Annotated in this window: 8 protein-coding genes and 1 pseudogene; 7 read left to right on the top strand and 2 right to left on the bottom strand. The window is 72.2% G+C overall.

Annotation, left to right across the window (positions count from 1 at the left end):
- Positions 1 to 238: 238 nt before the first annotated feature.
- Positions 239 to 520 (bottom strand): annotated as a pseudogene (locus IEY79_RS36850) (SIP domain-containing protein); the annotation flags it as partial.
- 157 nt (positions 521 to 677) lie between these two features.
- Between IEY79_RS36850 and IEY79_RS36845 the strand changes: the two are divergent.
- The 3 genes from IEY79_RS36845 (at position 678) to IEY79_RS36835 (ending at position 3801) form a co-directional block, all read left to right on the top strand.
- On the top strand, positions 678 to 1736 hold the full coding sequence (locus tag IEY79_RS36845; RefSeq protein WP_189112021.1) for a FecCD family ABC transporter permease: 1059 nt from the start codon (positions 678 to 680) through the stop codon (positions 1734 to 1736).
- Between the two features lie 92 nt (positions 1737 to 1828).
- Complete coding sequence (locus tag IEY79_RS36840; protein ID WP_229701453.1) at positions 1829 to 2848, top strand: FecCD family ABC transporter permease; 1020 nt, start codon at positions 1829 to 1831, stop codon at positions 2846 to 2848.
- 137 nt (positions 2849 to 2985) lie between these two features.
- Positions 2986 to 3801, top strand: coding sequence for an ABC transporter ATP-binding protein (locus IEY79_RS36835; protein WP_189112019.1), 816 nt, complete (start codon positions 2986 to 2988; stop codon positions 3799 to 3801).
- Between the two features lie 39 nt (positions 3802 to 3840).
- Here the strand turns inward: IEY79_RS36835 and IEY79_RS36830 are convergent, their stop codons facing one another.
- Positions 3841 to 4188 (bottom strand): SCP2 sterol-binding domain-containing protein, encoded by a 348-nt coding sequence (locus IEY79_RS36830; protein ID WP_189112018.1) that lies wholly within the window; start codon positions 4186 to 4188, stop codon positions 3841 to 3843.
- Between the two features lie 42 nt (positions 4189 to 4230).
- Between IEY79_RS36830 and IEY79_RS36825 the strand changes: the two genes are divergently transcribed.
- From IEY79_RS36825 to recN, 4 genes are all read left to right on the top strand, one after another.
- Positions 4231 to 4593, top strand: a complete 363-nt coding sequence (locus tag IEY79_RS36825; protein ID WP_229701452.1) for a hypothetical protein — start codon at positions 4231 to 4233, stop codon at positions 4591 to 4593.
- Between the two features lie 7 nt (positions 4594 to 4600).
- A complete protein-coding gene (locus IEY79_RS36820; RefSeq protein ID WP_189112017.1) occupies positions 4601 to 5416 on the top strand; it encodes a TlyA family RNA methyltransferase in 816 nt (271 codons plus the stop codon).
- Entirely contained in the window at positions 5413 to 6345 is a 933-nt protein-coding gene (locus tag IEY79_RS36815) for an NAD kinase (protein WP_189112016.1), read from the top strand. Before IEY79_RS36820 ends, IEY79_RS36815 begins: the two co-directional genes overlap by 4 nt.
- Before the next feature lie 192 nt (positions 6346 to 6537).
- A complete protein-coding gene (gene recN / locus IEY79_RS36810; protein ID WP_229701451.1) occupies positions 6538 to 8277 on the top strand; it encodes a DNA repair protein RecN in 1740 nt (579 codons plus the stop codon).
- The last annotated feature ends 54 nt before the right edge of the window (positions 8278 to 8331 follow it).

Below are 8331 nucleotides of genomic sequence, written 5' to 3'. Positions count from 1 at the left end.
CAGCAGCCCCCGCCCCACCGAAGTCCAGACCCGCATATAGGAACCCAAAGCTGGGATAAACGCCCTCTGAGGGCGTGTTTCAGAAGTCCCGTCCGATCCTCGGCGGCTGGCGCGCGCGTTCTCCCCGTAGCCCTTCGGGCGCGGGAGGTGCCCCCGGCGTTGTCGGAGCCGGCGGAGTACGGCCGGGCCGTCCACCACGCGGATCCTCCGCCTTGTGGTCGGACGCACCGACGAGTCGTCAGCCGCTTCGTGGCGGGCGCGGGCCCCGCCCTGCGGGCGGACGACGCCACTTCTGGGACACGCCCTGGGCGTCCTCGCCCGAGCGCAGCAGTTCGTCCTCGGAGGTGCCGCGCCGCCAGTAGCCCGTGAACCTCACCGCCCCGCGGTCGAAGCCGCGTTCACCGACGAGGTGTCTGCGTACGGTCTTGACCGTGGCCGACTCGCCAGCGATCCAGGCGTACGGCGTGCCCTCCGGCCGTCGGAGCCGCAGGCGGTGAGGAGCGCGCCGAGTCCGAGCGCGCCGGCTCCGGTGAGCAGCGAGCGGCGGGTGAGGGCCGGTCGGCGCGTGGGGCGGGCGGCGGGCCCGGCCGGGACCGGTTGGGGGTTGTTCATGGCGGTGTTTCCCTCGTCGCTTCCCTCTTGAAGGCCCGGTCTGAGGGTAGGCTAACCTAACTTACGTGTTGGTTGACAGTCCCCCCGAATCCGAACCGAGCGCGGAGCCCGTACCGCTCACCGTGACCCGAAAGCGCCGTACGCTGCGCGCCGCCGGGCTGCTGGTGTCCGTCGGCGTCCTGCTGCTTGTCTGCGCCGCCGGTATCGCCGTCGGCGCCAAGTCGATACCGCTCGGCGACGTATGGCACGGCTTGTTCCACGACTCCGGCACCGGCAACGACGTGGTCGTCGTCGACGTCCGGCTGCCCCGCACGCTGCTCGGGCTGCTGGTCGGCGCCGCGCTCGGGCTCGCCGGTGCGGTGATGCAGGCGCTCACCCGCAACCCCCTCGCCGAACCGGGACTGTTGGGCGTGAACGCCGGAGCCGCCGCCGCGGTGGTATCGGCCATCAGCTTCTTCGGTGTCACCTCCATCAGCGGGTACGTGTGGTTCGCGTTCGCGGGCGCCGCGATCGTCTCCGTGGCCGTGTACGCGCTCGGCGGCAGCCGCGGCGCCACCCCCGTACGGCTCGCGCTCGCCGGTACCGCCGCCACGGCGGCGCTCTACGGCTACGTCAACGCCGTGCAGCTGCTGGACTCGGCGGCCCTCGACCGGCTGCGCTTCTGGACCGTGGGGTCCCTGGCGTCCGCCGACATGTCGACAGTCGGCAAGGTATGGCCTTTCATCGCCGTCGGCATCCTGCTCGCACTGCTGATCGCCCGGCCGCTGAACGCGCTGGAGATGGGCGACGACACGGCGAGGTCGCTGGGCGCCGGTCTGACCCGTACGCGCGTCCTCGCCATGGTCTGCGTCACGCTGCTGTGCGGCGGGGCGACCGCGGCCTGCGGACCGATCGTCTTCGTCGGGCTGATGGTGCCGCATCTCGTGCGGGCCGTCACCGGGCCGGACATGCGGTGGATCCTGCCGTACGCCGCCGTGCTCTCGCCCGTGCTGCTGCTGGGCGCCGATGTGATCGGACGGGTCGTCGCGAGGCCGGCCGAGGTACAGGTCGGCATCGTGACCGCGATCATCGGCGGGCCCGTCTTCATCCAGCTCGTACGGCGCAAGAGGATGGCCCAGCTGTGAACGTCCAGAACGGCGTACGGACACGCCCCGCCCGCAGCGCCAAGTGCCCCGCCGGCGGCGCGACACGCCCCGCCCGCCACGCGGTTCGCGCGATCCGCACACCCGGCGGTCTCTCCCTCCGGGTCGACGTCCGCTCCGGCCTCGTCGTCCTGCTGCTCGCTGTCGCCGTCTGCGCGATGTCCGTGATCCTCATCGGACAGGGCGACTTCGCGATGCCGCCCGGAGACGTCGTCGCGACCCTGGTCGGAAACGGCACGGTGGCACAGGAGTTCATCGTCCAGGACCTGCGGCTGCCGAGGATCCTGGTGGGGCTGCTCGTGGGTGCGGCGCTCGGTGTCGGCGGTGCGGTCTTCCAGTCCATCTCCCGTAATCCGCTGGGCAGTCCGGACGTGATCGGCTTCGGCCAGGGCGCGACCGTCGGCGCGCTGAGCGTGATCGTCCTCTTCCACGGCGGCTCGGCCGCCGTCGCGGGTGGCGCCGTCGTCGGCGGCCTGCTGACCGGTGCCGGGATCTATCTGCTCGCGTGGAAGCGCGGCGTGCACGGCTACCGGCTGGTCCTCATCGGTATCGGTGTCGCCGCCATGCTCACGGCGGTCAACCACTACCTGATCACCAAGGCCAGCCTGGTCGACGCGACCCGCGCCGTGCTGTGGATGACCGGATCGCTCGACGGCCGGGACTGGGCGCAGGTCCGCCCGCTGCTCGCCGTCTGCGCCGTGCTGATCCCGCTGGCGCTCGTGTACGGACGGCCGTTGCGCATGCTGGAGATGGGCGACGACGCCGCGTACGCGCTCGGTGTACGGGTGGAGCGCACCCGGATCGTCCTGATGGCCGCCGCCGTGCTGCTCGTCTCCGTGGCGACCGCCGCGGCGGGCCCCATCACCTTCGTCGCCCTCGGCGCTCCCCAGCTCGCGCGCCGGCTGACCGGCTCGCCGGGCCCCAACCTCGGCCCAGCCGCGGCGATGGGAGCTCTGCTGCTGCTGGTCGCCGACTGGACGGCGACATCGGCTTTCGGCGACCGTCAGCTGCCCGCGGGTGTGGTGACCGGGGTGCTCGGCGGCTGCTATCTGCTCTGGCTGCTGGTCACCGAGCGCAAGGCGGGCCGCATATGAGCGCCGCAGCCGCAGCCGCGGCCGATGTCCCGGCCAGTGATCCCGTTCCCGCCTCCGCCCCTGCCCCCGCCCCCGTTCCCGCCCCCGCCCCTGCTCCGAGCATTCCTCCGAGTCTTCGCACCCCCAGGAGTACGACCATGCAGCGCCTCACGGCGGAATCGGTGACCCTTGGCTACGACCAGCGGGTCATCGCCCGCGATCTGACGGTCGAGATCCCCGACAACTCGTTCACCGTGATCGTCGGCCCCAACGCCTGTGGCAAGTCGACCCTGTTGCGTGCCCTGTCGAGGATGCTCAAGCCGTCCGAGGGCCGTGTTCTGCTCGACGGCGCCGCGATCCACTCCATGCCCGCCAAGAAGGTCGCGCGGACGCTGGGGCTGCTGCCGCAGTCGTCCATCGCGCCCGACGGCATCACCGTCGCCGACCTGGTCGCCCGGGGCCGCTATCCGCACCAGGCGCTGCTGCGCCAGTGGTCCCGGGAGGACGAACGGATTGTCGAGGAGTCGATGGCGTCGACGGGCATCGGCGAGCTGGCCGATCGGTATGTCGACGAATTGTCCGGTGGCCAGCGGCAGCGCGTCTGGATCGCCATGGCACTCGCCCAGCAGACCCCGCTGCTGCTCCTGGACGAGCCCACGACATTCCTGGACATCCAGTACCAGATCGATGTCCTCGACCTCTGCGCCGATCTGCACGAGACCCAGGGCCGTACGCTCGTCGCCGTCCTGCACGACCTCAACCACGCCGCCCGCTACGCCACGCATCTCATCGCGATGCGCGAAGGCGAGATCCACGCCGAGGGACCGCCCGCCGAGGTCGTGACCGCCGAGCTGGTCGAGCGGGTCTTCGGGCTCCGCTGCCAGGTCATCGACGACCCGGAGACGGGCACCCCGCTGGTCGTCCCGGCCGCACGCGGGGCGCGCCACACCGTGCCGGTGTGGCCCTCCACGTGAGTCGTACGCGCCGGCCCCTCCGTGCACCGGGCGGCGGGTTCAGAGCAGCGAACGCAGCCGCAGCAGATCGCGGAAGCCCGCTTCGAGCCTGACCCGCCCCGAGCCCCACGCCTTGGCGAAGTTCAACTCGCCGTCAACCATGGCCACCAGATCGTCGCCCGCCATCGCCAGCCTGATCTGCGCCTTCTCACGCGGCGGGCCGTCGTGCGTGTCCAGCACCTCGATCCGGCCGTCGTCGATCCGGCCGGTGAAGGTCGTGTCCAGGTCCGTTATGTGGCAGCTCAGCGAGCGGTCGAAACCGCTCGCCCCGCGGATCCCGTGGTCCGCCCGCGCCATGTTGTCCGAGAGCTTTTCGAGTGCGCTGCGGCACTCCTCCTTCGTCGCCATCGTGATCGACGTTACCGCAGGGCTTCGCGGTAGCGTCTGGGCATGAGCGACGAGACGGCGGGCCGGGCCGACGAGCAGCGGGCCTCCCTACCTTCCGGGACGGAACCCGAGCCGGAGGCCCGGCCGGAGACGGGGCCCGGGACCGGGCCCCCCGCCCCGGTCCACGACCCCGCGGCCCCCTCCCCCCTCGGCATGGAGCGCGTCCCCACCGGCAATCCCGAGGTGGACGAGAATCTGGCCAGACTCGGCGACGCGGACCACCTCCCGGCGGACGGCCACCTCGACGTGTACGAGGATGTGCACCGGGGCCTGCGCGACGCGCTCACCGCGCTCGACGTACGCCCCGGACCTGGCCAGGTCGCCCCCCGACCCGGCCCCGCGCAGCCGTACGACCACAGGAGCTGAACCGAACGTGGCAGGAGTGGCACGCCAACGCCTCGACGCCGAGCTGGTACGCCGCAAACTCGCGCGCTCCCGCGAGCACGCGACCCAACTGATCGCCGCGGGACGGGTGACCGTCGCCGGGGCCACCGCGACCAAGCCGGCCACCCAGGTCGAGAAGAGCGCCGCCGTGGTCGTCGCCGAGGACGGCGGCGACCCCGGTTACGTCTCGCGCGGCGGCCACAAACTCGCCGGTGCCCTCGCCGTCTTCGTACCCCAGGGGCTGCGGGTCGAAGGGCGCAGAGCGCTGGACGCGGGAGCGTCGACCGGCGGCTTCACCGACGTACTGCTGCGGTCGGGGGCCCGGGAGGTCGTCGCGGTGGACGTCGGCTACGGGCAGCTCGCCTGGTCTCTGCGGAGCGATGAACGCGTCACCGTCAAGGACCGTACGAACGTACGTGAGTTGACGCTGGAGATCATCGAAGGAGAGCCGGTGGACCTGATCGTGGGGGATCTGTCGTTCATTCCGCTGGGCCTGGTGCTGCCCGCGCTGGCGTCGTGCGCCGCGCCCGACGCGGACCTGGTCCTGATGGTCAAACCGCAGTTCGAGGTGGGCAGGGAACGCCTCGGCAGTGGTGGGGTCGTACGCAGCCCGCAGTTGCGGGCCGAGGCCGTCCGGACGGTGGCGCGCAAGGCGGCGGAACTCGGCCTCGGGACGCGGGGCGTCACCGCGAGCCCGCTGCCCGGACCCGCCGGGAACGTCGAATACTTCCTGTGGCTCACCGCCGGGGCGCCCGATGTCGACCCGGCCGATGTGGACCGTGCTGTGGCGGAGGGACCCCGTTGAGGACGAACGCAGAACAGACCGAGGAGACCGGTGCGGAACGACGCACGGTCTTCCTGCTGGCCCACACCGGCAGACCCGCCGCGATCCGCAGCGCCGAACTGGTGGTGCAGGGACTGCTGCGCAACGGTATCGGCGTACGGGTACTGGCCGCCGAAGCGACCGACCTGCCGCTCCCGGCGGCCGTCGAGACCGTCGCGGAGGACGCGACCGGCGCGCTGAACGGCTGTGAACTGCTGGTCGTGCTCGGGGGCGACGGGACACTGCTGCGCGGCGCCTCCTTCGCGCGCACCTCGGGTGTGCCGATGCTCGGCGTCAACCTGGGGCGCGTCGGCTTCCTCGCGGAGGCGGAGCGCGACGACCTCGACAAGGTCGTCGACCGGGTCGTCACCCGCGCGTACGAGGTCGAGGAACGGATGACCATCGACGTCCTCGTGCACAGCAACGGCCGGGTCGTGCACAGGGACTGGGCACTCAACGAGGCGGCCGTGCAGAAGGTCTCGCCCGAGCGGATGCTGGAGGTCGTCCTGGAGATCGACGGGCGGCCGGTGACCGGCTTCGGCTGCGACGGCATCGTCTGTGCCACGCCGACCGGTTCGACGGCGTACGCCTTCTCCGCCGGCGGTCCCGTGGTGTGGCCCGAGGTGGAGGCGCTGCTGATGGTGCCGATCAGCGCGCACGCGCTCTTCGCGAAGCCGCTGGTGACGTCGCCGCAGTCGGTTCTCGCGGTGGAGGTGCAGCCGCACACGCCGCACGGGGTTCTCTGGTGCGACGGACGCAGGACGGTGGAGCTGCCGGCTGGCGCCCGGGTGGAGGTGCGCCGCGGGGCGGTGCCGGTACGGCTGGCACGACTGCACCAGGCGTCCTTCACCGACCGGCTGGTGGCGAAGTTCGCGCTTCCGGTGGCGGGGTGGCGCGGGGCACCTCAGTAGTGAGGGACTCGGCGCCGGGCGTCGCCGTGTCGACATGTACGCGGAACCGTTCCTCGTCACACACGGCCACATCGTCGTACCGCCATGTCGTCATCGCGTGCGAGATGAGCCGGTCAGGTCCCCCCGAGCGCCTCCGGGATCGAACCGGAGGGCGGGGGCCGTCGCACACGGGGCTCCGGACCTCGTAAGGTCGTGTCCGTGTTGGAGGAGATGCGGATACGGTCGCTCGGGGTCATCGACGACGCGGTGGTCGAGCTGTCGCCGGGGTTCACCGCGGTGACCGGCGAGACAGGCGCGGGCAAGACCATGGTCGTCACCAGTCTGGCGCTGCTGCTCGGCGGTCGCGCCGACCCCACGCTGGTGCGGATCGGTACCAAGGCCGCGGTGGTGGAGGGGCGGCTCACCATGTCCGCCGACGCCCCGGCCGCCCGGCGGGCGGAGGAGGCGGGCGCCGAGCTCGACGACGGCGCGCTGCTGATCAGCCGGACCGTCTCGGCTGAGGGGCGCTCGCGCGCCCACATCGGCGGACGCTCCGTGCCCGTGGGTGTGCTGGCCGAGCTGGCGGACGACCTCGTCGCCGTACACGGTCAGACCGACCAGCAGGGCCTGCTGCGGCCCTCGCGGCAGCGGCAGGCGCTCGACCGGTACGCGGGGGACGCGGTCGACGCGCCGCTCGCCAAGTACACGGAGGCGTACCGGCGCCTCAGGACCGTCGCCACCGAGCTGGAGGAGCTGACCACCCGCGCCCGCGAGCGTGCTCAGGAGGCCGACCTGCTGCGTTTCGGCCTGAACGAGATCGCCGCCGTCGAGCCCCTGCCGGGCGAGGACACCGAACTGGCCGCCGAGGCCGAACGGCTCGGCCACGCCGAGGCGCTGGCGTCCGCGGCGTCCGTCGCGCACGCGGCGCTCGCCGGGGACCCCGAGGACCCGGCGGAGGGCGGCGACGCGACGACGCTCGTCGGCGGCGCGGGACGCGCCCTGGACGCCGTACGGTCCCACGACCCCGCTCTGGCCGTGCTCGCCGAGCGGATGGGCGAGATCGCGATCCTGCTGGCGGACGTGGCCGGTGAACTCGCCGGTTACGCCGACAATCTGGACTCCGACCCGCTGCGGCTCGCGGCGGTCGAGGAGCGGCGGGCCGCGCTCACCGGGCTGACACGCAAGTACGGCCAGGACATCACCGAGGTACTGGCCTGGGCCCAGGAGAACGCGGCGCGGCTGACCGAACTCGAAGGCGACGACGAGCGGATCGGCGAGCTGACGGCGGAGCACGCCACTCTGTTGGGTGAACTGTCCGTTCTGGCACAGGCGTTGACCGACGCCCGTACGGAGGCGGCGGCACGCTTCGCGGAAGCCGTCACCGCCGAACTCGCGTCTCTCGCGATGCCCCACGCGCGCGTCTCGTTCGACGTGACGCAGACCGAGGACCCGGACGGTGTCGAGGTGGGCGGCCGCCCGGTGGCGTACGGCTCGTCCGGCGCCGACGAGGTCGAACTGCTGCTGGCCCCGCACCCCGGCGCCCAGCCCCGGCCGATCGCCAAGGGCGCGTCCGGCGGTGAGCTCTCGCGCGTGATGCTCGCTGTCGAGGTCGTCTTCGCCGGGTCCGATCCGGTGCCGACGTATCTCTTCGACGAGGTGGACGCGGGCGTCGGCGGCAAGGCGGCCGTCGAGGTCGGCCGGCGGCTCGCGAAGCTCGCCAAGTCCGCGCAGGTGGTGGTCGTGACGCATCTGCCGCAGGTCGCGGCCTTCGCCGACCGGCAGCTGCTGGTGGAGAAGACGAACGACGGCTCGGTGACCCGGTCCGGTGTCACGGTTCTCGAAGGGGAGGACCGGGTGAGGGAGTTGTCCCGGATGCTGGCCGGCCAGGAGGACTCGGAGACGGCCCGCGCCCACGCGGAGGAACTGCTGGCGACGGCCCGCGCGGGCGCCTAGCTTGTTCTTTATCTACCAAGATCTTCCGGGCTTGCCGATGGCCCTGAGGGTCTC

The organism is Streptomyces camponoticapitis, from assembly GCF_014646115.1.
GTDB lineage: Bacteria > Actinomycetota > Actinomycetes > Streptomycetales > Streptomycetaceae > Streptomyces > Streptomyces camponoticapitis.
This window is presented reverse-complemented; position numbering and strand designations above follow the sequence as displayed.